This window comes from Nonomuraea polychroma, assembly GCF_004011505.1.
Lineage (GTDB): Bacteria > Actinomycetota > Actinomycetes > Streptosporangiales > Streptosporangiaceae > Nonomuraea > Nonomuraea polychroma.
Genome location: NZ_SAUN01000001.1, coordinates 105114 through 128891, shown reverse-complemented (window position 1 = coordinate 128891; position 23778 = coordinate 105114). Strand labels below are relative to the sequence as shown.

At 69.7% G+C, this 23778-nt stretch carries 20 protein-coding genes; 11 read left to right on the top strand and 9 right to left on the bottom strand.

The genetic code is table 11. The annotated features are described in order from the left end of the window. Positions 1-65: 65 nt before the first annotated feature. Positions 66-1229, bottom strand: a complete 1164-nt coding sequence (gene ispG / locus EDD27_RS00585) for a flavodoxin-dependent (E)-4-hydroxy-3-methylbut-2-enyl-diphosphate synthase (RefSeq protein ID WP_127930562.1) — start codon at positions 1227-1229, stop codon at positions 66-68. Positions 1230-1268: 39 nt separating this feature from the next. Then, entirely contained in the window at positions 1269-2459 is a 1191-nt protein-coding gene (gene dxr, locus EDD27_RS00580; protein WP_127930561.1) for a 1-deoxy-D-xylulose-5-phosphate reductoisomerase, read from the bottom strand. Positions 2460-2655: 196 nt separating this feature from the next. Between dxr and EDD27_RS00575 the strand changes: the two genes are divergently transcribed. Together EDD27_RS00575 and EDD27_RS00570 are read left to right on the top strand one after the other, a co-directional pair. After that, a complete protein-coding gene (locus tag EDD27_RS00575; RefSeq protein WP_127930560.1) occupies positions 2656-3663 on the top strand; it encodes a trypsin-like serine peptidase in 1008 nt (335 codons plus the stop codon). A gap of 55 nt (positions 3664-3718) precedes the next feature. Continuing rightward, positions 3719-4870 carry a trypsin-like serine peptidase gene (locus EDD27_RS00570; protein WP_241563783.1) on the top strand — a complete coding sequence of 384 codons (1152 nt, stop codon included), beginning with the start codon at positions 3719-3721 and terminating at the stop codon, positions 4868-4870. 23 nt (positions 4871-4893) lie between these two features. On the opposite strand, the gene EDD27_RS00565 is transcribed toward EDD27_RS00570, so the two are convergent. Beyond that, positions 4894-6321: an aldehyde dehydrogenase family protein gene (locus tag EDD27_RS00565; RefSeq protein WP_127930559.1), complete on the bottom strand. Its 1428-nt coding sequence runs from the start codon at positions 6319-6321 to the stop codon at positions 4894-4896. 291 nt (positions 6322-6612) lie between these two features. Between EDD27_RS00565 and EDD27_RS00560 the strand changes: the two genes are divergently transcribed. Further along, positions 6613-7236: a TetR/AcrR family transcriptional regulator gene (locus tag EDD27_RS00560; RefSeq protein ID WP_127930558.1), complete on the top strand. Its 624-nt coding sequence runs from the start codon at positions 6613-6615 to the stop codon at positions 7234-7236. Positions 7237-7243: 7 nt separating this feature from the next. Here EDD27_RS00560 and EDD27_RS00555 read toward each other — a convergent pair whose 3' ends face one another. After that, entirely contained in the window at positions 7244-8734 is a 1491-nt protein-coding gene (locus tag EDD27_RS00555) for a PucR family transcriptional regulator (RefSeq protein WP_338324626.1), read from the bottom strand. 113 nt (positions 8735-8847) lie between these two features. On the opposite strand from EDD27_RS00555, the gene gabT reads away from it, so the two are divergent. Then, on the top strand, positions 8848-10176 hold the full coding sequence (gene gabT, locus EDD27_RS00550; RefSeq protein WP_127930556.1) for a 4-aminobutyrate--2-oxoglutarate transaminase: 1329 nt from the start codon (positions 8848-8850) through the stop codon (positions 10174-10176). A gap of 208 nt (positions 10177-10384) precedes the next feature. Continuing rightward, the gene (locus EDD27_RS00545) at positions 10385-10585 is read left to right on the top strand and encodes a hypothetical protein (protein ID WP_127930555.1); all 201 of its coding nucleotides are present in this window, start codon (positions 10385-10387) and stop codon (positions 10583-10585) included. Positions 10586-10713: 128 nt separating this feature from the next. Here the strand turns inward: EDD27_RS00545 and EDD27_RS00540 are convergent, their stop codons facing one another. The 3 genes from EDD27_RS00540 to EDD27_RS00530 all read right to left on the bottom strand — a co-directional run bounded on the left by EDD27_RS00540 (position 10714) and on the right by EDD27_RS00530 (position 14700). Continuing rightward, positions 10714-11832 (bottom strand): extracellular solute-binding protein, encoded by a 1119-nt coding sequence (locus tag EDD27_RS00540; RefSeq protein ID WP_164903401.1) that lies wholly within the window; start codon positions 11830-11832, stop codon positions 10714-10716. An 82-nt stretch (positions 11833-11914) separates the two neighbouring features. Beyond that, complete coding sequence (locus tag EDD27_RS00535; RefSeq protein WP_127930553.1) at positions 11915-13423, bottom strand: CoA-acylating methylmalonate-semialdehyde dehydrogenase; 1509 nt, start codon at positions 13421-13423, stop codon at positions 11915-11917. Then, positions 13420-14700: an aspartate aminotransferase family protein gene (locus EDD27_RS00530; protein ID WP_127930552.1), complete on the bottom strand. Its 1281-nt coding sequence runs from the start codon at positions 14698-14700 to the stop codon at positions 13420-13422. Before EDD27_RS00530 ends, EDD27_RS00535 begins: the two co-directional genes overlap by 4 nt. 235 nt (positions 14701-14935) lie before the next feature. Here EDD27_RS00530 and EDD27_RS00525 point away from each other — a divergent pair, with 235 nt between their 5' ends. Next, positions 14936-15634 (top strand): alternative oxidase, encoded by a 699-nt coding sequence (locus tag EDD27_RS00525; RefSeq protein WP_164903400.1) that lies wholly within the window; start codon positions 14936-14938, stop codon positions 15632-15634. Here EDD27_RS00525 and EDD27_RS00520 read toward each other — a convergent pair. Further along, positions 15631-17079, bottom strand: coding sequence for an MFS transporter (locus EDD27_RS00520; protein ID WP_127930550.1), 1449 nt, complete (start codon positions 17077-17079; stop codon positions 15631-15633). The two genes, EDD27_RS00525 and EDD27_RS00520, sit on opposite strands and share 4 nt — an antisense overlap. Positions 17080-17134: 55 nt before the next feature. On the opposite strand from EDD27_RS00520, the gene EDD27_RS00515 reads away from it, so the two are divergent. Genes EDD27_RS00515 through EDD27_RS00495 form a run of 5 tightly spaced genes read left to right on the top strand, consistent with a single transcriptional unit; the run spans position 17135 to position 22637 of the window. Then, a complete protein-coding gene (locus EDD27_RS00515) occupies positions 17135-17836 on the top strand; it encodes a TetR/AcrR family transcriptional regulator (protein WP_127930549.1) in 702 nt (233 codons plus the stop codon). Positions 17837-17849: 13 nt separating this feature from the next. Beyond that, positions 17850-19478 carry an AMP-binding protein gene (locus tag EDD27_RS00510; RefSeq protein WP_127930548.1) on the top strand — a complete coding sequence of 543 codons (1629 nt, stop codon included), beginning with the start codon at positions 17850-17852 and terminating at the stop codon, positions 19476-19478. A gap of 57 nt (positions 19479-19535) precedes the next feature. Then, a complete protein-coding gene (locus tag EDD27_RS00505; protein ID WP_127930547.1) occupies positions 19536-21152 on the top strand; it encodes a PucR family transcriptional regulator in 1617 nt (538 codons plus the stop codon). Positions 21153-21179: 27 nt separating this feature from the next. Continuing rightward, positions 21180-21554 carry a cupin domain-containing protein gene (locus EDD27_RS00500; RefSeq protein WP_127930546.1) on the top strand — a complete coding sequence of 125 codons (375 nt, stop codon included), beginning with the start codon at positions 21180-21182 and terminating at the stop codon, positions 21552-21554. A gap of 45 nt (positions 21555-21599) precedes the next feature. Then, positions 21600-22637, top strand: a complete 1038-nt coding sequence (locus tag EDD27_RS00495; RefSeq protein WP_127930545.1) for a methyltransferase — start codon at positions 21600-21602, stop codon at positions 22635-22637. Here EDD27_RS00495 and trpS read toward each other — a convergent pair. Further along, positions 22615-23577: a tryptophan--tRNA ligase gene (gene trpS, locus EDD27_RS00490; protein WP_127930544.1), complete on the bottom strand. Its 963-nt coding sequence runs from the start codon at positions 23575-23577 to the stop codon at positions 22615-22617. The genes EDD27_RS00495 and trpS overlap by 23 nt on opposite strands. Positions 23578-23778 lie beyond the last annotated feature (201 nt).

Here is a 23778-nt window from a genome sequence, read left to right as displayed (position 1 = left end):
TATGGGGAAATGCTTGCCAATCTGTAAGCGGTATGTGGCAGAGAGTAGCCCAGGAAAGGATCTTGTCAGCTCACCGTGACCACGGGGCCGGAGTCGTCGTCGAGGTCGACCTCGACGCCCATCTCCTCGGCCAGCCGCAGCGCCTCCTCGATCAGCGTCTCGACGATCTGCGACTCGGGCACGGTCTTGATGACCTCGCCCTTGACGAAGATCTGGCCCTTGCCGTTGCCCGAAGCCACCCCCAGGTCCGCCTCACGGGCCTCACCGGGACCGTTGACCACGCAGCCCATCACGGCCACCCGGAGCGGCACCTTCATGCCCTCCAGGCCGGCCTGGACCTGGTCGGCCAGCGTGTAGACGTCCACCTGGGCGCGACCGCACGACGGGCAGGAGACGATCTCCAGGCCGCGTTCGCGCAGTCCGAGCGACTCCAGGATCTGGTTGCCGACCTTGACCTCCTCGACCGGCGGCGCGGAGAGCGAGACGCGGATCGTGTCGCCGATGCCCTCGGCCAGCAACGCGCCGAAGGCCACGGCCGACTTGATCGTGCCCTGGAAGGCGGGTCCGGCCTCCGTGACGCCCAGGTGCAGCGGGTAGTCGCACTTGGCGGCCAGCAGCCGGTAGGCGTTGATCATGACGACGGGGTCGTTGTGCTTGACCGAGATCTTGATGTCGCGGAAGCCGTGCTCCTCGAAGAGGGAGCACTCCCACAGCGCCGACTCGACCAGGGCCTCGGGCGTGGCCTTGCCGTACTTCTGGAGCAGGCGGGGGTCGAGGGAGCCGGCGTTGACGCCGATCCGGATCGGCACCCCGTGGTCGGCGGCGGCGCGAGCGATCTCACCCACCTTGTCGTCGAATTTCTTGATGTTTCCAGGGTTGACCCGGACGGCCGCGCAGCCCGCCTCGATGGCCGCGAACACGTACTTCGGCTGGAAATGGATGTCGGCGATGACCGGGATCTGGGACTTCTTCGCGATGATCGGCAGCGCGTCCGCGTCATCCTGGGACGGCACGGCCACGCGGACGATCTGGCACCCGGACGCTGTCAGCTCCGCGATCTGCTGCAACGTGGCGTTGACGTCGGCGGTCACCGTGGTCGTCATCGACTGCACCGAGACGGGTGCGTCGCCGCCCACGGGCACGGTGCCGACCATGATCTGGCGGGAGTGCCGGCGTTCGGCGAGCGGCTTGGGGCGGACGGTCGGGATGCCGAGAGCTACGGAAGACATTTCAACCCTTACTGTGGCGACGGTTTCAAGTTTATGTAGCTAGCGCGACTGCACGGCTGTGAGTTCGGCCGCACGCGCGCGGGCCCACGTGTCGGCCGCGAGCACCTCTTCGACCGAGTCCGCCGGGGTCACGGCGTGTTCCTCGACGACCTTGGCGACGGTATCGACGATCGCCAGGAACGGCAGCTCGCCGCGCGCGAACGCCTCCACGCAGGCCTCGTTGGCCGCGTTGTAGACGGCGGGCGCGGTGCCGCCCTCCGTGCCCACGTGCCTGGCCAGCGCCACGGCCGGGAACGCCATGTCGTCAAGCGGCTCGAACGTCCACGTGTGCGCCTTGGTCCAGTCGATGGCCTGGGCCGCGCCGGGCACGCGGTGCGGGTGGCCGAGCGCGAGGGCGATCGGCAGACGCATGTCGGGCGGGCTGGCCTGGGCCATGGTCGAGCCGTCCACGTATTCGACCATGGAGTGGATGATCGACTGCGGGTGCACCACCACCTCGATCCGGTCGAAGTCCAGGTCGAACAGCAGATGCGCCTCGATCACCTCCAGTCCCTTGTTGACCAGCGTCGCGGAGTTGATGGTGATCACCGGGCCCATGGACCAGGTGGGGTGGGCCAGCGCCATCTCAGGGGTGACGTCGGTCATCTCCTCACGGCTCATGCCGCGGAACGGCCCGCCGCTGGCGGTCACCACGAGCCGCTTGACACTGTCCGGGTCGTACGCGCCCGGCCCCGAGGCCCACAGGCACTGCTGCAGTGCCGAGTGCTCGGAGTCGACCGGCAGCAACTGCCCGGGCTTGGCCAGCCGCTTCACCAGCGGCCCGCCGATGATCAGGGATTCCTTGTTGGCGAGGGCGAGCGTCCTGCCCGCTTCGAGCGCGACGAGCGTGGAGGTCAGCCCGAGCGCGCCGGTGATGCCGTTGAGCACGGTGTCGCACGGCCACCCCGCCACCTCGGCGACCCCTTCGTGGCCGCCGAACACCTCGGGCCGGGCGCCCTGCGCGGCCAGCGCCTCCTTCAGCGCGGGCACGGCCGCCTCGTCCGCCACGGCCACCGCCTCGACACCGAACTCGGCCGCCTGCCTGGCCAGCAACTCGACGCGCCCGCCACCGGCGGCCAGCGCCGCGACCTTGAAGCCGCCAGGGTTGGCGGCCATGACGTCGAGGGCCTGTGTGCCGATCGAACCGGTGGAGCCGAGCAGGACGACGGAGCGGAGGGTCTCTGCATGCACGCGTCCATTGTCCCCGCTGCGGAGGGCGGGCGAGCACGGGGTGGTGGCCGTACCGAAATTCCCTTACGTATGTGACACGCGATAACCGAGTTAATTTACGCCGGAATATCGCTATATCGGAATGCGCAAATCCTGAGAAATCTGGATATTGAGGCGGCTACCTTCCAACCCCACGTCCGGTTTCGGGAGGTACGTAATGCACCGCAGATTCGCCCTGCTCTCCACCCTCGTCCTCGCCACGGGAAGCGCCGCCTTGTTCCCCGCGACAGCGGCACAGGCCAACGTCCACATGCGGCCCAAACCCGCCCAGCACGCCGCCGCGGACTCGGCCTCTGAGCAGCGGCAGGTCCTCCAGTACTGGACGGAGCAGAAAATGGAGTCCGCCGAGCCGCTGGCCGCGCCGGGTCCCAAGAAGGGCATGAAGCTCACCACGGCGGCCGCGGGCAACCCGTGGTCGGCAGTGCCCACCAAGGGGCTCACCAGCGCGTCCGGCGGGGGCCCGGTGTTGCAGGCGGCCAGGAGCGGAGGTGAGCCGTGGACCGCCGGCGGCGCGGTCGTGAAGACCACCGGGCGGATCTTCTTCACCACGCAGGGCCGCAATGCCTCGTGCTCCGGATCGGCGGTGACCAGCGCCAACAAGAGTGTGGTGATCACCGCAGGCCACTGTGTGAAGCTGAACGGCGCCTTCCACACGAACTGGGTCTTCGTGCCGGGCTACGACAAGGGCAGCCGTCCCTTCGGCACCTGGGCCGCCACGAAGTTGCTGACCACGCAGCAGTGGAACGCCAGGGAGGACATCAACTTCGACATGGCCGCCGCCGTGGTGGCGCCGCTCGACGGCAAGGCGCTGGTCGACGTCGTCGGCGGGCAGGGCGTGGCGTTCAACCAGCCGAGGCGGCAGCAGATGTACGCCTTCGGCTACCCGGCCGCGGCCCCGTACGACGGCTCCAAGCTCGTCTACTGCAGCGGCCGCACCTTCGACGACTTCCTGATGTCCGACGACCTGGGCCTGACCTGTAACATGACCGGCGGTTCGAGCGGCGGTCCATGGATGCAGGGTTTCAGTGAGTCCACCGGGCTCGGCACCGTCAATTCGGTCAACAGCTTCAAATACAACTTCGCCCCCAACTGGATGTTCGGCCCCTATTTCGGGAACGAAGCCCAGGCGGTCTACCAAGCCGCACAGACCACCGGCGCACTCTGAGGGATTTACCGAAAGTAGTCACAAGAACACACCTTGTGGTGCACACTCGGGGGCCATGACGCTGAGCATCCCCCTGCTGGTGGCCGCCCCGCTCCTGGCCGGGCTGATGGGGCCCGCGCTCCTCGGGGCGGTTCCCGGCCCGCAGCAGGACGACGGCCCTGTGACCACGCCCGTCCACACCGCTGAGCGAGACCGCGTAGTCGAGCATGTGGCCGCCCGCACCGCTGCCGAGCAGCGGCGCGTGCTCGACTACTGGACGCCGCAACGTATGGCCAGGGCACTGCCGATCGACCTGCTCGACATCGTGACGGGCGGCGAGCGCCTGCTGGACGGGCTGTCCGGCGGGACGCTGAACAGGACCACCCGGCAGCTGATCGACGTGGACGCCGTCACGAAGGTCGTGGGCGCGAAGACCGGCCTGGCGCAGCGCGTCCCGAGGCAGGGCACGCCGCTCCTTCCGCGGACGGCCGCGTCCAAGCTCCCCATGCCGAGCCACCAATCGGCGGCCAAGCCGAGCGCGAGCACGATCGGCGCCCGCTGGATCACCGGCGGCGCCGTGGCCAGGACCACGGGGCGGGTGTTCATGACGGTGCGCGGCGCCGACTTCGTCTGCTCGGCCAGCACGGTCAGGAGCGCCAACAAGGACGTCGTGGTCACCGCCGGCCACTGCGTCAAGGACGGTGCCGGTGAGTGGGCCGAGAACTGGACGTTCGTCCCCGGTTACGGCACCGGCGGGGAGCAGCCGTTCGGGCGGTACGCGGCCCGCCGCATGTTCGTCGCCGAGGCGTGGTCGCGCGAGGGCGACGACGACTACGACGTCGCCATGGTGGCGCTGGCCACGTCAGGCGGCAGGCACGTGGCCGACGCGGTGGGCACGCAGGAGATCGCCTTCAACGCGCCGCGCGGCGGCCAGGTGTTCGGCTTCGGTTATCCGGCCGACCCGCCCTACAACGGCGGCCATCTGGTCTACTGTGCGGGCCGGCTCAAGGACGACCCGCACGGTCAGACCCGCGACCAGGGCCTGGGCTGCGACATGACGGCGGGCTCGAGCGGCGGGCCCTGGATGGCCGGGTTCGACGCCGCCACCGGAAACGGCACCATCACGTCGCTGAGCAGCTTCAAGTACAGCGACGACCCGCGCACCATGTACGGCCCGTACCTGGGCGACGCCGCCAAGGCCCTCTTCAACGCGGCGCAACACGCATGACCCGCTCGCATGCGCCGCCCGGCCTAGAGCGTCAGGCCCGTCAAGACCATGACCTTCTCGTACGTCAGGTCCTCCATGGCCGAGTGCAGCCCTTCGCGCCCGATGCCCGAGTCCTTCACGCCGCCGTACGGCATCTGGTCGGCCCGGTACGACGGCACGTCGCCGATGATGACCCCACCGACCTCCAGTTCCCGGTTCGCCCGGAACGCGGCGTCCAGGGAGCGGGTGAACACGCCGGCCTGCAGGCCGTACTTGGAGTCGTTGACCATCGCGTACGCCTCGTCGACCGAGGCGGCGGGCTGGAGGATCATGACCGGGCCGAAGACCTCCTCGCAGGCCACCTTCGCGTCCTGCGGCACGTCGGTCAGGACCGTCGGCGCGATCGCGGCCCCTTCCCGGGTGCCGCCCGCGAGGACCTTGGCCCCGGCCGCGACGGCCTCCTGGACCCACTGCTCGACCCGTTCGGCGGCGTGCTCCGAGACGAGCGGGCCCACCTGGGTCTTCTCGTCGGCGGGGTCGCCGGTGACGAGGCCGGTCACGGCGGGCAGGAGGCGCTCGACGAAGGCGTCGTAGACCGGCTGCTCGACGATCACGCGCTGCACCGCGATGCAGCTCTGGCCCGCCTGGTAGTTGGAGTACAGGGCGATGCGCTGGGCGGCCCAGTCGAGGTCGGCGTCGGCCAGGACGACGGCGGCGGCGTTGCCGCCCAGTTCTAGGGTCACGTGCTTGCGCGGGACCTGGTCGGCGATGGCGTACCCGACGGGCGCGGAGCCCGTGAACGACACCACGGGGAGACGCGGATCCTGGACCAGTGCGGCGGCGCGCTCGTTCTCGACGGGCAGCACGGAGAACATCCCCGGCGGCAGGTCGGTCTCGGCCAGGATCTCGCCGAGCAGCAGCGCCGACAGCGGCGTGGCGGGGGCGGGCTTGACGACGACCGGCGCGCCGACGGCGATGGAGGGGGCGACCTTGTGAGCGACCAGGTTCAGCGGGAAGTTGAACGGGGTGATCGCCAGCACAGGCCCGTACGGCACGCGCGACACGTACGCCAGGCGCCCGCTCGCGGCCGGCTCGGTGTCGAGCCGCTGCACGCCGCCCGACCAGCGGCGGGCCTCCTCGGCGGCGAAGCGGAACGTGGCGACGGCACGGCTGGCCTCACCGCGCGCCCAGAAGATCGGTTTGCCGTTCTCGGCCGTGATGAGCTGGGCGATCTCCTCAGCCCGCTCCGCGATCCTGCGCGAGACGTGGGCCAGGGCCTCGGCCCGTACGTGCACGGGCAGCGCGGCGGCCTCCCGGGCCACCGCGTGGGCGGCCGCGACGGCCTCCTCCACCTGGGCGTCGGTCGGCAGGGAATGCCTGCCGACCTCCCGGCCGTCGTGGGGGTTGGTCACAGTGAGCTCGGTGTCCCCGGCCGCGGGACGGCCGGCCAGCCAAAAGGTACGCACGTCCATACCTCGACGTTATGCCAAGCCTAGGATCGGGGAATTACACCAGGATGCACAAGAGCCTCATGAGCGCTCATCGTTAAGTACAAGCCCCTGGGTATACCCATGATGTAACAGAAGTAGACCTAATTCGGGATGTTTACCATGCGGAGTGGTTTGAGGGATCTCCGCCATGGCTAAGTCAACGGTGCGGGTCTCCAGCGCGGCGGGCCCCCGATCTGAGAAAGGCGTGGGCCCCGTGACCGAACAGCGTGAGGTCACAAGGACGCAGAGATCCTTGGCCACAAAGGAGGTCTCATGACCTCGGCGCCTCTCGGGCTGCAGGGCGCCTACCTCCTAGGTGAGCGCGCCAGCCACGACGAACTCCGCTCCCGCCTCCTCGACGTGGCGGTGAACCTGCTCGAGACCGACGGCCCCGACAGCCTGACCATGCGCAGGATCGCGGCCGAGGCGGGCTGCACGACGACCGTCATCTACACCATGTTCGGCAACAGGGAGGGCCTGGCGGAGGCGCTCTATCTGGAGGGGTTCGAGCGCTTCCGCCGCCTGCTCGAGGCGGTGCCGCAGCGGCGTAACCCGCTGGAGCACCTCCACGCGCTCGGGCCGGCGTACCGGCAGGCGTGCCTGGGCGAGCCCGGCTACTACAGCCTGATGTTCGAGCGGGCCATCCCCGGCTTCGAGCCCAGCGAACGTGCCAGGACCCTGGCGCGGGCGGCGCTGAACATCCTCGACCGGGTGATCGCCGACTGCATCTCGGCGGGATATCTCATACCGACCCAGCCCCGCAAGATCGCGGACGCCCTGTGGGCGGCGGCGCACGGGGCGATCAGCCTGGAGCGTGCCGGGCACCTGCGCGACGGGCGCACCTATGAGGCGGTGACCACGGCGACCATCTGCTGCTACCTGGTGGACAAGCCGTAGCCCGCGCTCAGCGGGGAGCGGCGGCGGCTTGGAGCGCGAGCCACAACTCGGCGCGCACTCCCGGGTCGTCGAGGTCGCGGCCGAGCAGCTCGGCGACGCGTTTCATGCGGTAGCGCAGCGTGTGCCGGTGCACGCCGAGGCGCTTTGCGGCCGCGTCCCAGTGACCGTTGCAGTCCAGGTACGCGCGGAGCGACTCGATCAGATCGGCGCGGGAGCCGTACTCGGCGAGGGGGGCCAGGAGCGCGGCCGAGAACGCCTGGGCGGCCGCCGGTTCGAGCAGTCCAAGGAGGCCCTGACCGGCGAGTTCGCCGAACCTCACCACACCCGCCTGGCGGCTCCTGGCCGCGTCCAGGGCGCGTCTGGCCTGATCGAGCGCACCTCGCAGCGCCACGGGATCGTAGCCGGACGGCAGGCTGACGCCCACCGGCCCGTCCACCTCCCGCGCCACCGTGTCAGCCGCGACCCTGGCGACGAGGGCGATGGCCATCGGTCCGGCGGCGCGTGCGGCGGCGGTGGTGGCCGCGTCGTCGATCAGCACCGTGAAGGCGCGCGTTTCCAGGGTGTCGAGCCCGTCGGCGTCCGTCGCGAGGACCACCAGCGGCGCGTCGGGCAGCCTGCCGCCGAGCCGCCCCAGCACGGCGTGTGCCTGGTCGGTCGCCCCGGCCAGCAACAACTCCAGAACCGCCGAGCGGGTGCGCCGCTCGGCGGCCAGGTGGGTCCTGCCCTGCTCCACCGCGAGCGTGAGCAGGGACCCCGCGGCGTTGATCACCGTATGGGTGACGGGTGAGAACGGCTCCTTGGCCCCGACGGCGAAGAAGCCGCGCGGCCGCGTCCCACCGCCCAGCGGCTGCACCACGATGTGCTCACCGGGCCCGGACAGCGCCAGGCTCGCGGGCAGGCGGACCTCAGCGGCGGCCCAATGTGCCGGTTGCCCCGTCCCGGGAGCGAGGCGGGTGAGCTCGGCGGTGACGGCGTCCGTGTGAGCGCCGCGGGTCGCGTGGCGTACCTCGCCGGTCTCGTCGAGCAGCGCCGCCCACCCGCCGACCTCTTTGGCCAGCCGGTCGATGACCGCGTGCATGCCTTCCGGCCGCAGCGCCGCCCGCGTCAGCCGGCCCTGGGCGGCGAAGGCGCGGGTGATCTCCTCGTACTGCTCGGCGGCGAGCAGCTCGCTGACCGCCTTGCCGATCGCGATGAACGGCGTCTCCCGCGGCACCTCCAGCAGCGGCAGCCCGGCCTGGTCGGCGGCCTCGACGAGGGCGGCGGGCACCTCCTCGTGGGAGACTCCCACGCCGAAGCCGAGCCCGGCGACGCCGCGTGCCACCAACCGGGCAACATATCCGGATATGTCGGCTTCCAGGCGCATCCCCGTGGTGAGCAGCAGCTCGTCGCCCTCCAGGTACGGTGTCGGGTCGGCGAGCTCGCTGACCGCCACCCACCGCACCACCGCGTGCAACGACGCGGGACCGGCCAGGGGCCGCAGCCCCATGCGACGGACCACGGTCTGGAGCGTAGGCGGCATGAGGAGTTTGTCCATTCCGGCAAAGACGAGCACCCCTAGTGTGACATATCGACGTATCGGCGCAGGTAGGAGGCCGCCGTAGCGTCGAAGGCATGAGCATTCCCCAGGAGCGGCGCGTCGTGACCGCGATCCCCGGCCCCAAGTCCCAGGAGTTGCTGGCCCGCAAGCAGGCCGCCGTCCCGCCGGGCATCGGCACCACCCTCCCGGTCTTCGTCACCCGCGCCGGCGGCGGCGTGATACAGGACGCCGACGGGAACTCCCTGATCGACTTCGGCTCGGGCATCGCCGTGACGAACGTGGGCAACGCCGCGCCCAAGGTCGTCGAACGTGTCCAGCGGCAGGTCGCCGACTTCACCCACACCTGTTTCATGGTGACCCCGTACGAGTCGTACGTCCGGGTGTGCGAGAAGCTGAACGAGTTGACCCCCGGCGATCACGAGAAGCGCACGTTCCTGGTGAACTCCGGCGCCGAGGCCGTGGAGAACGCCGTCAAGATCGCCCGCCACGCCACCGGCAGGCCGGCCGTCGTGGTGTTCGACCACGGCTACCACGGCCGCACGCTGCTCACGATGACGCTGACGGCCAAGAACATGCCGTACAAGCACCGCTTCGGGCCGTTCGCGCCGGAGGTGCACCGGGTTCCGCTGGCGTACCCGTTCCGCTGGCCGACCGGGCCCGAGAACTGTGCCGAAGAGGCCGCCGCGCAGGCCATCGACCTGATCAACAAGCAGATCGGCGCGGACAACGTGGCGGCCGTCGTGATCGAGCCGATCGCAGGCGAGGGCGGCTTCATCGTGCCGGCCAAGGGTTTCCTGCCGCGCATCGCCGAGTTCTGCGCGGAGAACGGGATCGTGTTCGTGGCCGATGAGGTGCAGACGGGCTTCGCGCGTACAGGTCACCTGTTCGCGTGCGAGGACGAGGGCGTGGTCCCCGACATCATCACCACCGCCAAGGGCATCGCGGGCGGCCTGCCGCTGGCCGCGGTGACCGGCCGGGCGGACATCATGGACAAGGTGCACGTGGGCGGGCTGGGCGGCACGTACGGCGGCAACCCGCTCGCCTGCGAGGCCGCGCTCGGCGTGCTGGAGACCATCGAGGAGGATGACCTGGTCGCCAGGAGCCGCCGTATCGGCGAGATCATGCTCCCTCGGCTCAAGGCGCTGCAGGAGCGCTTCGACGTCATCGGCGACGTCCGCGGCCGGGGCGCGATGATCGCGATCGAGCTGGTCGAGCCCGGCACCAAGGAGCCGAACCCGACCGCCGTCCAGGAGATCGTCAAGCGCTGCCACGCCGAGGGCCTGCTGGTGCTGACGGCCGGCACGTACGGCAACGTGCTGCGTTTCCTGCCTCCGCTGGTGATCCCCGAGCACCTGCTCGAGGAGGGCCTCGGCATCCTGGAGAAGGCCATCGCCGAAGTCTAGAAACCCCTCTAAATCGGGCATCCAGCTTGCGGCTGGATGCCCGATTTTGTTGCTGTAACGCCCATCACCCGGGGAGAGAATTCACCCTGACTTGACGCTCAGCTAGACGCTCGCGGCACTGGTCAGGGTTATAACGGATCCGACATACGGATGGGCGAGCGCTTCTGGAAACGTGATGAACTGGGGTCCGACAAGAACGGCGCGGAATATGTTGACGTTCGACCCTGAGGGCCTGACCTGGGCCCAGCGCGACGGCGACGCTTGTGTCGTCTGCCACAAGAGATGGCCGCGGCCGCGCGTGCGAGTGGGCCGGCTGCCCGACGACTCCGCGGTGCTGGCCTGCAGCGACTGCGCCGAGTCCCTGCTGCCTGCCCCGATGGCGACGGTCGTGGCGTTCCCGTCACGCTAGCCGGAGGGCGAGACGCCCCGGGACAGGGGGAAGGCCCGGGGCGCCTCTTCGGGCCGCACCCAGCGGGGGGATGAGGGCGGGGCCCGTGGCGGGATCACGTGGGGATCGACGGCCCCCACTCCCTTGGCTCACTTGACGAGTTCCTGCCACCGTTGGGACCAGGTGACATAGTCAGTGCATTCCCCGTCCTCCGCCTGGCAACCCCCTGGCGGCCGCACGGCGAACACCACGCGGTCGAGGCGCTTGGCCTTGCCGACCTCGTAAACCTCGCAGATGGCCTTGGCCCGCCCCTTGCACGCCTTGTCGTTGGCCGGCGCCAGCCCCACCCACGCGGCGGCGTCGCGCTGCGCGTTGGACGCGGTCACCCAGTTCAGCCACCGGTAGGCACAGGTGGTGTCGGGCACGCCCGCGCCGAGCATCCAGGAGTCGACCCATCCGGTGGTCTCGCGCGTGTTGAGGCCCTTGACCGGCATGCCGGCCTTCTGCAGCAGCAGCCGATAGTAAGGAGTGGCCTGGGCGTAATCCAGCGAACCGGTGGCGAACCCCTTGACCAGATCGACGGGGCTCGTCCAGTAGGTCCGCTCCTTCACCCCCTCCAGCAGCGCCATCGCCCGGTCGAGCTGGTCATTGCTCAACTCGAACGGCTCCTCGCCCTCCCCGGCGGCCAGGGCGGCGTCGGCGATCGTCAGCGGGCTGTCCTTCAGCGCCGTGCGCTCGGAGGAGAACGCCTCCTCCAGGTTGCCCTTGACCTTGGCCGGATCGTAGATGAACTGGTGGTACCCCCACAGGTACGGCACACCGTAGACCTTGTCCGACACCGTCATCATGTCGCGGAAGCGCTCGTCGATGTCCTCGTAGCCGCTGACCTTGGCCGGGTCGATGGGCTGCACCTTTTTCTCGGCGATCAGCCGCCCGGCCAGCGCGGGCCCGGCGGAGACGAGGTCGTAGGGCCGCTTGTCGACCTGGGCGTCCATCTCTTCAGCGGTCTGCACGGTGTCGAGCTTGGCGATCCGGCAGCCGGTCTCCTTCTCGAACGAGCCCACCCAGTTGACCTTGGGGCTGACGCCGCCGTACTCGGCGTAGCCGCGGTAGGTGAGGATCTGCAGCGTGCCGTCGCTCTGCGTGGCAGTGGGGGTGGGAGTGGGAGTGGGCGTAAGGGTCGGGGCCGGAGTGGGGGTCGCCGCGCCCATGCCGGTGACCAGCGCCGATGCGGCGAGCGCCAGGGCATAAGTACGACGGCGATGCACGATGTCCCCCTCTGTCCGGTGCCTGGAGCTTACCGGGGACGGGGCCGGGAGGGCGCACGTCGCTCCCGGCCGGAATCGCGGCTTACCCGTTCGTGGGGAATCCCAGGTTCACCCCGCCGTGCGAGGGATCGAGCCAGCGGGAGGTGACGACCTTGCCGCGGGTGTAGAAGTGCACGCCCTCGGTGCCGTGCACGTGCGTGTCGCCGAAGAGTGAGGACTTCCAGCCGCCGAAGCTGTAGAAGGCCATCGGCACCGGGATGGGCACGTTGATGCCGACCATGCCGACTTCGACCTCGTTCTGGAAACGGCGGGCCGCGCCGCCGTCGTTGGTGAAGATCGCGGTGCCGTTGCCGTAGAGGCCGCCGTTGATGACCTCCAGACCTTCCTCGTACGAGCCGACGCGCACGATCGAGAGCACCGGACCGAAGATCTCGTCGGTGTGCGTACGCGAGCCGGCGGGCACGTGGTCGAGCACCGTCGGGCCGAGCCAGAAGCCGGGCGTCCCGGCCGCCGTGCCGCCGCCGAGCACCGGGGTCTCGCGGCCGTCCACGACCAGCTTGGCGCCCTCCTCGACGCCGAGGTCCAGGTAGGAGGCGACCTTGTCGCGGTGCGCCGCGGTGACCAGCGGGCCCATCTCGGACTTGGGATCGTCGCCAGGGCCGACCACGAGTTTGCCGACCCGCTCCACGATCTTCTGGACGAGCTCGTCGCCGATCGGGTCCACGGCCAGCACGACGGAGATCGCCATGCACCGCTCCCCCGCCGAGCCGAACCCCGCCGACACCGCCGAGTCCGCCACCAGGTCGAGGTCGGCGTCCGGGAGCACGAGCATGTGGTTCTTGGCGCCGCCGAGCGCCTGCACCCGCTTGCCGTGCGCGGTGCCGGTCTCGTAGACGTACTTGGCGATCGGCGTGGAGCCGACGAACGACACTCCCCGCACGTCCGGGTGCTCCAGCAGCCGGTCGACGGCGACCTTGTCGCCCTGTACGACGTTGAACACGCCGTCCGGCAGCCCGGCCTCCTGCCAGAGCCGCGCCATGAGCAGCGACGCGGACGGGTCCTTCTCCGACGGCTTGAGCACGAAGGTGTTCCCGCAGGCGATCGCGATCGGGTACATCCACATCGGCACCATGGCGGGGAAGTTGAACGGCGTGATCCCGGCCACGACCCCGAGCGGCTGGCGGATCGAGTAGGAGTCGACCCGGGTCGAGACGCCCTCGGAGTAGCCGCCCTTGAGCAGGTGCGGAATGCCGCAGGCGAACTCCACGACCTCCAGGCCGCGGGCGACCTCGCCGAGCGCGTCGGAGTGCGCCTTGCCGTGCTCGGCGGAGATCAGGGCGGCCAGTTCGTCGCGATGGGCGTACATGAGCTCGCGGAAGCGGAAGAGCACCTGGGACCGCTTGACCAGCGAGGCGTCCCGCCAGGCGGGGAAGGCGGCGACGGCGGCCGCCACGGCCGCGTCCACGTCGGCCACGGAAGCGAGGGAGACGTGTCCGCTCACCTCACCGGTGGCCGGGTTGAACAGCTCCGCGGTACGCGCGGGATCGCCGTCCGCGAGGGCTCCGTTGATCCAGTGCTTGACGGACTTCACTGCGCTGCTGCCTCTGCGTTGATGGTTTCGAGGGCGGTGACGATGATGCCGAGGCCTTCGACGGCCTCCTCCACGGTGAGGGTGAGGGGCGGCGCCATGCGGATGGCGGTGCCGTACAGGCCTCCCTTGCCGGCCAGCAGCCCGGCCCTCTTGGTCTCCTCCATGAACCTGGCCGCCTGGGCCGGGCTCTCCAGCTCGACGGCGAACATGAGGCCCTTGCCGCGCACGTCCTTGACGATGGGCAGTCGCTGGGCGGCCTCGCGCAGCCCGCGGATGATGATGTCGCCGGTCCGCGCGGCGTTGGCCTGCAGGTCGTGGTCGAGCACGTAGTCGAGGGTGGCGTTGGCGGCGGCCATGGAGATCGGGTTGCCGCCGAACGTGGACAGGCCCACCGCGTGCGGGCCGTCCATCAGGTCGCCCCGGGCCACGATGCCGCCCACGGCGAACCCGTTGCCGAGCCCCTTGGCGAACGTGATCATGTCAGGGGTGACCCCGTGGTTCTCGATGCCGAAGAACGCGCTCCCGGTCCGCCCCCAGCCGGTCTGCACCTCGTCCGAGATGAACAGGATGCCCTGCTCGTCGAGGACCTCCTTGTACGCGGCGAACAGCCCGTCGGGCGCCATCGTGAACCCGCCCACGCCCTGGATCGGCTCGGCGATCAGCGCGGCCACGTCGTTGGAGACGGAGGTGGCCAGCACGTGCCGCAGGTCGTCCACGCAGGCCTGGATGTAGTCCGCGTCCGACAGGCCCTTGAACTGGGTGAGGTGCCGGTCCGCGCCGTGCAGGAAGTGCACGTTGAGCGGGGACAGCGAGTTGTTCTTCCACGACCGGTTGGAGGTGACGCTGATCGCGCCGAAGCTGCGCCCGTGGTAGCTCTGCCGCATGGCGAGCACCTGGTCGCTCTTGCGCGCGTACGTCGCCAGGAGCAGCGCCGTCTCGTTGGCCTCGGTGCCGGAGTTGGTGAAGAAGACCTTGGCGTCAGGGATGCCGGAGAGCCGCGCGATCTTCTCGGCCAGCTCGATCTGGCCGCGCAGCAGGTAGACGGTGCTGGTGTGCACCACCCCTGTGGCGAGCTGACGCTCGACGGCCTCGCGCACCTCGGGCACGTCGTAGCCGATCATGTTGGTCAGGATTCCGGCGAAGAAGTCCAGGTAGCTCTTGCCATCGGCGTCGATGACCCGGTTGCCCTTACCGCTGACGATCTCGATGGGCTCGTTGTAGTTGAGTGCCAGCCAGTTGGGCATCACTGCCCGGTGGCGCGCGAGAAGCTCCGACATGCTTCGAGTATCCCGTCCTGTTCCGCGTCCTCCTATCCGCAAACTGTCGGCTTGCGGCGAATTCAGGTTACAACCCGTAAATCCACCCCCTAGGGGATCTCCCGTGCGCCTGGCGATGTACGCCGGGCCGCGGGGCTACGCCGCCGGAGGCATCGAAGATGACCACTGGCGGGCGACGACCCGGAGTGTCCCTCTGGGCGACGATCAGGTCATCCGAACAGAAGGAGAGATCGAGATGACCATCACCATCGACCACCGCCACGAGGCGCCGTCCGGACCGCCGAAGCTCGACCGCGAGCAGTTGCGCCGCGCCCAGCAGGACACGCTGGACACTCCGCGCATGGCCTACAGCCTGCTGGCCAGGATGATGTTCAAGCCGGTGGACCTCATGTACGGCAAGAAGGGCTCGTACACGAAGTTCGCCATGTTGGAGATCATCGCGCGGGTGCCGTACCAGGCGTGGGAGCGGATGGGCTACTGGGCCGTGCACCGGCACGCGGGCCGCTCAACGCTGGCCAAGAGGGTCTTCGAGCGGATCGTGGAGGCCCGCGCCGACCAGGACAACGAGCAGTGGCATCTGCTGATCATGCAGGACCTGGTGCAGCGCGCCGGGCAGCGTCAGACGTGGTTGCTGCACAAGGCCGCGCCGTGGGTGATCGCGTTCTTCTACTACCACGTGTCCTGGGTGTTGTTCCTGATCAGGCCCGACTGGAGCTACCGGCTGAACGCGGAGTTCGAGGACCACGCCGAGCACGAGTACATGACGTTCGTGGCGGAGAACCCCGACCTGGACTTCGTGCCGGACCCGGGCACGTACGCCGACGAATACGGCCGCTACCGCTCGGTGGCCGACCTGCTCCGGCAGATCGGCCACGACGAGCGCATGCACAAGCTGGACAGCCTGGAGAGCATGCGGGAGCCCCGTGTCCGCTAAACCTGCACCGGCTCGGGGGCCGCGACCGCCTTGCGGGGACGGAGCACGCTCACCGCGAGCACCGCGGCGGCGACGCAGAACGCGGCACCCACCCACGAGCCGAGGTGCATCGCGGAGGTGAACGCCTCGTTGGCGATCTCGGCGTAGCCCATCGGATGGGCGGCGCCGATGGACTCCCTGGCGGCCGCGGGAACGTCGGCGGGCATCTCCGAGGTGTACTGCCCGGCCAGCACGCTGCCCAGGATGGCGATGCTCAGCGCTATGCCGACCTGCTGGACGGTGTCGTTGAGCGCGGAGCCGACGCCGGCGTGCTCCATCGGGATGGCGCCCATGAGGGAGGCGTAGGCGGACGGGCCGGCCAGGCCACCACCCATGCCCATGATCACCAATCCGACGAGCAGCGGCAGGTATCCGGTGGTCAGGGCCATGACGACGAAGCCCCCGGCCATCAGCAGCAGTCCGGAGCCGATCAGCACCCGGTTGCTGAGCCGCTGCCCGAGCCCGGCGCCCACGCCGTTGAAGATCGCGGCGGCCACGGCATAGGGCAGCATGGCGAGTCCGGCCCGCATCTCGTCATAGCCCAGCACGTACTGCAGGTACTGGGTGAGCATCAACATCACGGCGCCCGCGCCGAACGCCATCAGCAGGATCGAGAAGGACGCGCCGCTGAAGTCGCGGTTGGCGAACAGGTGAAGCGGCAACATCGGCTGCTCCCGCCGGCGCTCCCAGATCACGAACGCGCCTATGGCGAGGACGGCCAGCGCGATGACGGGGATGTTCCACTCCCGCTCGATGATCACGTAGACGGCCGCGGTCAGGCCCACGATGGACAAGACCACGCCCACCGGGTCGATCTTCCTGCCGGTGCTGCGGCTCTCCGGCATGAGCACGACAGCGGCCACGATGGCGATGGCGGCGATCGGCACGTTCAGCAGGAAGACCGAGCCCCACCAGTAGTTCTGGAGCAGCAGGCCGCCCAGGGTCGGACCCGACACCAAGCCGACCAGGGCCACGGCGCTCCAGGCGGCCATCGCCTTGCGCCGCTCGTCCTCCGCGAACACGGTCATCAGGATCGACAACGTGGACGGCATGACGAGCGAGCCGCCGATGCCCATCAGCGCCCGCGCGGCGATGAGCTGCCACGGCTCGGTGACGAGCACGGCCAGCAGGGACGCGCCGCCGAAGAACACCAGGCCGATGATGAGGAAGAGGCGGCGGCCGTACTTGTCGGACAGGCTGCCCGAGGTGAGCAGGAGCCCGGCGTAGGCCAGCACGTACGCGTCGATGATCCACTGGATGTCCGACGGGGTCGCGCCCATTTCCTCGTTCAGGGAGGGGATGGCGAGGTTCAGGACGGTGTTGTCCACGACCAGGACCAGCAGCGCCAAGCACAGGACGACGAGGATCCACCAGCGCCGGGGGTCTCGTACAGTGTTCGATTTCACTCGCACACTGTACGACAACTCTCGTACAGCGTGCGAGTGCCTTTATCCTTAGGTAATGAGCGCCAAGCAGTTCACGTCCGTCTGGTTTCGCGAGCCGCGTAAGGCCGCGAGCCCGGGCCGCAGCCGCGAGGAGATCGTCGCCGCGGCGATAGAGCTGCTCGACCAGGAGGGGCTCGACGGGCTCAGCATGCGCAAGCTCGGCGCGAAGCTGGGCGCCGGCGCCACCAGCCTCTACTGGTACGTCGCCCACAAGGACGAGTTGCTGGAGCTCGTCTACGACGAGGTGTGGGGCGAGATGACCATGCCCGAGCCCGAGGAGGTGGGCTGGCGGGCGGCCGCCACCGCCCTGGCCTACAGCATGCGCCACGTGATGTTGCGCCACCCGTGGTCGGCCGACCTCCTCGGCCGCCTGCCCGCGCTCGGCCCCAACGCGATGCGGGTGGCCGACCGTATGCGCAGGATGTTCAGGCTGGCCGGGTTCGAGGGCATGGACGTGGACTACGCCGGCAGCACGCTCACCGCCTACGTCTACGGCAAGACGCTGCCCGAGATCGCCTGGAACTCCGCGATGGCCGACCACGAGTACGACGCCGACGCGATGCGCGCGATGGTGGCCAGGGCCGCCAAGGACTACCCCGACATGCTGGAGCGGATGAACATGGACGTCTACGACGATCCCCGCGCCATCCAGGCGGTGGCCTTCGACTTCGGGCTGGTGTCGGTGCTCGACGGCCTTGAGCGTCGGCTGGCGACGTAGCAGGATCCGGGGCATGGACGATTTCCGTGCCGCCCGCGACTTCCTCCTCCACGCCGACCTCGCCACCGCCCGCCGCGACTTCCGCTGGCCGGAGCTCGCCCGGTTCAACTGGGCGCTCGACTGGTTCGACGGGGTCCTGGCCGCCGAGACGCCCGACGCCGTCGCGCTCAAGATCGTGGGGTCGAGCCAGGCCGCCTACACCTTCGCCGAGTTGTCGGCCCGTTCCAACCAGGTCGCGAACTGGCTGCACGAGCAGGGGGTGCGCCGCGGCGACCGGATCCTGCTCATGCTGGGCAACCAGGCCGAGCTGTGGGAGGCGCTGCTGGCCGCGATGAAGCTCGGCGCGGTGATCATCCCTGCCACGACGTTGCTGACGGCCAAGGACATCGTCGAGCGCATCGAGCGCGGCGGCGTCTCTCACGTGATCGCGAACGCCGCCGACGCGGGCAAGTTCGGCACCGGGGAGTTCACGAGGATCGCCGTGGGGGACGCCTACAACTGGCTGCCGTACCACGAGGCGTACGAGGCTCAGGAGGACTTCACCCCCGACGCGCCGACGTCGGCGGGCGACACGTTGCTCCTCTACTTCACCTCCGGCACCACGTCCCAGCCCAAGCTGGTCGAGCACACGCACGCGTCCTATCCGGCCGGGCACCTGTCGACCATGTTCTGGATCGGGGTGCGGCCCGGCGACGTGCATCTCAACGTGTCCTCGCCGGGGTGGGCCAAGCACGCGTGGAGCAACGTGTTCGCGCCGTGGAACGCCGGAGCGACCGTGCTGGTCCACGACTACCAGCGTTTCTCCGCGCCGGCGCTGCTGGAGGTGCTGCGGGACGAGCGGGTCACCACGTTCTGCGCGCCGCCGACCGTGTGGCGGATGCTCATCCAGGAGGACCTGGCGTCATGGACGTTGCCGCTGCGTACGGCCGTCGCCGCCGGCGAGCCGCTCAACCCGGAGATCATCGACCAGGTGGCCAAGGCCTGGGGCATCACGATCAGGGACGGCTACGGCCAGACCGAGACCACCGCACAAATCGGCAACGCACCCGACGAGCCGGTCAAACCCGGATCGATGGGACGCCCGCTGCCCGGATATGACGTCGTGCTTCTCGACCCGGTCAGCGGTGAGCCGGGGAACGACGGCGAGATCTGCCTGCCGCTGGACGAGCGCCGCCCGCTGGGGCTCATGGCGGGATATGTCGGTGGATCGGCCGAGGCCACGCAGGGCGGTTACTACCACACGGGTGACGTCGCCACCCGTGACGACGACGGCTACATCACCTACGTCGGCCGGACCGACGACGTCTTCAAGGCCTCCGACTACCGCATCTCGCCGTTCGAGCTGGAGAGCGTGCTGCTGGAGCACGCGGCCGTCGCGGAGGCGGCCGTGGTGCCCGCCCCCGACCCGGTGCGGCTGGCGGTGCCGAAGGCGTACGTGACGCTCGCGCCGGGGTTCGAGGCCGACGAGGAGACCGCCCGGTCGATCTTCGAGCACTGCCGGCGGGAGCTGGCGCCGTACAAGCGGGTGCGGCGGCTGGAGTTCGGCGAGCTGCCCAAGACGATCTCCGGCAAGATCCGCCGGGTCGAGCTTCGGGTGCGGGAACCCCGGCTGGAGTACCGCGAAGAGGATCTTAATTCCTGACACATGGTAAATGTCTGCATAGCCGTTTTAACAAGTTGATCGGCTAGGCTCTGCCCCGTGCTGCCCACCATTGCCGACGTCCTCGCCCTGGAGACCGTGCGCCGGGGCGGCCCGCGCGTGGTCGCGGGCGGGGACCGGCTGGACACGAAGGTGCGGTGGGTGCACGTCGGCGAGATCGCCGACATCGCCAGCCTGCTGCGGGGCGGCGAGCTGGTGCTGACCACGGGCGTCGCGCTTCCCGATGACCCGGAGAAGCTCGCCGACTACATCGGCGAGCTGTCCGCCGTGGGCGCGTCGGGCCTGGTCGTGGAGCTGGGCCGCAGGTTCGTACGCGAGCTGCCGCGCGCGGTGGTCAAGTCGGCCGAGGAACACGGGCTGCCGGTCATCGTGCTGACGAGGGAGACCCCGTTCGTGCAGATCACCGAGTCCGTGCACTCCCGGATCATCGACATCCAGCTGGAGGAGCTGCGGGCCTCCGAGCAGCTCCACGAAGTCTTCACCGAGCTGTCGGTCGAGGGCGCCTCCCCGACCGAGGTGCTCGCCCAGGTGGCCAGGCTGTCGAACCGGCCGGTGTTGCTGGAGAACCTCGCGCATCAGGTGCTGGCCTGCGAGTCCGCGGGGCGCGACGCGGGCGACCTGCTGGCCGGATGGGAGACCAGGTCGCGAGCGGTGGCCACGGCGGAGCGCACCGCGTACGACGCGGCCTCCGGCTGGCTGGTCACCACGGTCGGGGCGCGCGGGCAGGACTGGGGCAGGCTCATCCTGATCTGCGACGCGGCGCCGTCGCCGCGCGACCTTGTGCTGGCCGAGCGGGCCGCCACCACGCTCGCGCTGGGCCGGCTGCTGGAACGGCATCAGGAGTCGCTGGAGCGCCAGGCCCACGGCACGATCATCACCGGCATCCTCACCCACGCCTACTCCGACCCCGACGAGGCCGCCGCGCGCGCCCGCGCGGTCGGCGTGCCACTGACGGGACGCAAGCTGATCAGCGTCGTCATCCGGCCGACTGACCTGGCCGACCAGGCGCTGGACGGCCAGGCACAGCTGGGTGAGCTGGCCGAGGCCACCGCGGGGGCCTGCCGCGACGCGCGCCTGCCCGCCCTGGTCGGAGCCCTCGACCAGGAACGTGTGGGGGTTCTTCTGCCGTTGCCGCCGCGCACCCAGGCCGAGCCCGCCCTGACCGCGCTGTCCGAACGACTGCGGGTGCTGTGGCGGCCGGGATCGTCATTCGTGCTGGCGGCGGGTTCGGTGGTGGAGTCCATCAGGGACGTGCGCCGCAGTTTCCTGGAGGCCGAGCAGGTGGCCGACGTGGCGGTGCGCCAGCCCGACGGCCGGGCCTTCTACCGGCTTCCCGACCTGCGCCTGCGCGGGCTGCTCCACCTCCTGCGGGACGACGCGCGGCTGCAGACGTTCGCCGAGCGGGAGCTGGGGCCGCTGCTCGCCCACGACGCGCAGCGGGGCGGCGACCTCACCCGGATCCTGCGCATCTACCTGGACGCGGGGCGCAACAAGGCGGTCGCCGCGCAGAAGGCACACCTGTCCAGGCCCGCCTTCTACGATCGCCTGCGCCGCCTCGAGCGCATCCTCGACACCGACCTCGACGACGTCGAGTCGTGTTTGTCGCTCCACGTGGCCCTGCTGGCGCTGGAGTCCTTCCGCCGAGAGAGCCGCTGACCGGGCAGATGTGGTGGAATGGGCGATATGTCTGACGTGCTGATGCCGGATTTGGCCGACCTCGGCCGCATGCTCGCCACCGCTGGCGCGTTCTCCGTGCCCGTCCACGACGTACGGCTGACCCCGGACGCGCTCGATCCCGAGCAGATCGTCGCGGGCGATCCCGCCACGGCGTCTCTGGAGCTGGGTGACGGCCGGGGCATCTGGGAGATCACGCCAGGCGTCGTCACGGACGTGGAGCGGGACGAGATCTTCGTCGTGCTGTCGGGCCGCGCCACGATCGCCGTCGAGGGCGGCACCACGATCGAGGTGAGTCCCGGGGACGTGTGCTTGCTGGCCGAGGGCGCCAGGACCACGTGGATCGTGCACGAGACGCTGCGCAAGGTCTACCAGACGCGCTAGGTGCCACCTGTGGGCTCAGCGGCGCCGGCGTTCTACGGTCGGCGTGTGCCCCTCTTCTTCAATCCCCTCGAGGCCGCCGCGCACCGCCTGTCGATCGCGCCGCCGATGTTCGACTACTTCAACACCCTGGGCCTGCACGCGCTCGTGGCCGCGGCCCGGCTGAGGGTGTTCGACGCCCTGCGCGAGCGCCCGTCCACGGCCGACGGGCTCGCGACCACGCTCACCATCGATCCCCGGACGGCCGAGGTGTTGTTACGCGTGCTGGCCGGGCTCGGCTACCTGCGGGTCAAAGGCGGCCGCTACCGCCTGACCCGCACGTCGCGCACGTGGTTCACGACGGACTCGCCGACCTCCCTGGTGGCGGGGCTGGAGTTCTGGGAACGTACGGCGTGCGTGATCTGGCCCCGGCTGGCGGAGGCGGTGCGGGACGGGTCGCCGGTCACGCCGTTCTACGAGCTGCTGGAGAGCGACGCCGCGTTGTCCCGGTCGTTCCAGGCGTGGACGGCGGCGCTGGCCAGGCGGCAGGCGCCGGCGACGGCCCGGATCATTCCCGTGCCCCGCGACGGCGGGCACGTGCTCGACGTCGGCGGCAGCCACGGCCTGTTCAGCGTGGAGCTGCTGCACCGGCATCCCGGCCTCCGGGCCACCGTGCTCGACCTGCCCCAGGCGCTCGAAGCCGCCGCCGACCACCCGCGGCTGACATTGCGCGCCGGATCGTTCCTCGACGACGACCTGGGCGAGGGCTACGACGTCGCGCTGCTGTTCAACATCGTGCACGGCCTGGACGACCAGGAGGTGGCCAAGCTCTTCGCGCGGGTGGCGGCGGCGCTCAACCCCGGCGGCGCCATCGTCATCGGCGACCAGTTCCGCGACAGCCTCATGCCGGGCCGGGCCAGCCGCACCCTGCTCGACCTGCTGGACCTGAACTACCGGGTCGCGACGGGCGGCAGGGTGCGGGACTTCCGGGAGGTGGCGCGCATGCTGCGGGCGGCGGGGTTCGACCGCCCCCGCCACCGCCGCCCGCTGCGTTCGGTGGTCACCGAGCTCGCCGTGGCCGTCGTCAAAAGCCCATCGCGGCCCTGACCTCGTCGAGGGTACGGATGGCGCGTTCGCGAGCACGCTCGTTGCCGGCGGCCAGGATCTGCCTGACGTCGGCCTCGGTGTGCTCGCGGCGGCGTTGCCTGATCGGCCGCAGGAACTCGTTGACCGCCTCGGTGACCAGGCGCTTGAGCGCGGCGGCGCCGCCGTGCCCGATCTCGTCGGCGATGTCCTGCGGCGGGCGGTCGAGGCAGAGGCCCGCCAGCGTGAGCAGGTTCGCCACCTCGGGGCGGTGCGTCTCGTCGTACGTGATCAGCCGGTCCGAGTCGGTGCGGGCCTTGCGGATCAGCGCGGCCGTCTCGTCCTCAGTGGCCGCCAGGTCGATCGCGTTGCCCCGGCTCTTGCTCATCTTGCCGCCGTCGAGCCCGTTGAGCAGTGGCCGCTCGCCCAGCATCGCCTCGGGCAGCGGGAACACCTCGGCGTAACGCTCGTTGAAGCGGCGCGCCACCAGCCGCGTCACCTCGATGTGCGGCAGCTGGTCCTTGCCGACAGGCACGAGCGTGCCCTTGCAGAACAGGATGTCGGCCGCCTGATGCACCGGATAAGTGAACATCAGGCCGCTGACCGCCTGCTGCGAGCTGTGCGCGATCTCGTCCTTCACCGTGGGATTGCGGCGCAGCTCCGCCACCGACACCAGGCTCAGGAACGGCAGCAGCAGCTGATTCAGCTCCGGAATCGCACTGTGCTGGAAAATCGTCACCTTTGCCGGGTCGAGCCCGACGGCCAGGTAGTCAAGCAGTAAATCAGTGATGTTGCGCTGGATCCGGCCGGGCAGGTCACGGTCGGTGATCACCTGATAGTCGGCGATCAGGACGTACATCGGGTATTCGTGCTGCAGGTTCACGCGGTTGGCCAGCGAGCCGAAGTAATGGCCCAGATGCAGCCGACCGGTCGGGCGATCGCCCGTGAGCACCACGTCTTTCATGGCGGTCTTCTCCTTTGAGGTCGATGCCGTCCCGGAGAGGACCCGCGCGCATATGTCGAAGGGCCGTCCGGAGACGGCCCTTGCATGGGAAATCAGCGGCCGTCTGTCGGCCGCCACCACATGCAGATGCGTGTCATACACAAATTGTATCCACAAGTGATGTCAATTCCGTAACCCCTCCCTTTTCTTCGCGTGTTCGCC